Annotated in this window: 1 protein-coding gene; it reads left to right on the forward strand. The window is 40.5% G+C overall.

The window, feature by feature from the left end; genetic code table 11:
- On the forward strand, window positions 1-271 hold a 271-nt coding region (locus ULO1_RS12370), incomplete at its 5' end, for a LysM peptidoglycan-binding domain-containing protein (RefSeq protein WP_143325465.1).
- Between the last annotated feature and the right edge of the window lie 38 nt (window positions 272-309).

Consider the following 309-nt stretch of genomic DNA (forward strand, 5'->3'; position numbering starts at 1 on the left):
TTGCCAGTACACTATAGAGCTTGTGGAAGCCCGGGAATTAGTGGTATATACTGAGTCCGAGAAAAAAAGTAAACAGCAGTTATCAAAGAAACGACCTTCACCGCCACCATCCAAGACCTACACTGTTAAACCGGGTGATAGCCTCTGGAAAATTGCGAAAAAAGTTTTGGGAGACGGAAGCAGGTGGAGAGAAATTTACAACAAAAATAAAAGTGTTATCGGAAAAGACCCAAATAAGCTTAAGCCAGGGCAAATTTTAAGAATCGCCTAAAAGGCGGTGGTAATATTGATTGATGTTTCTAAAATTGC

Origin of the sequence: Carboxydocella sp. ULO1 (genome assembly GCF_002049255.1) — a bacterium.
Lineage (GTDB): Bacteria > Bacillota.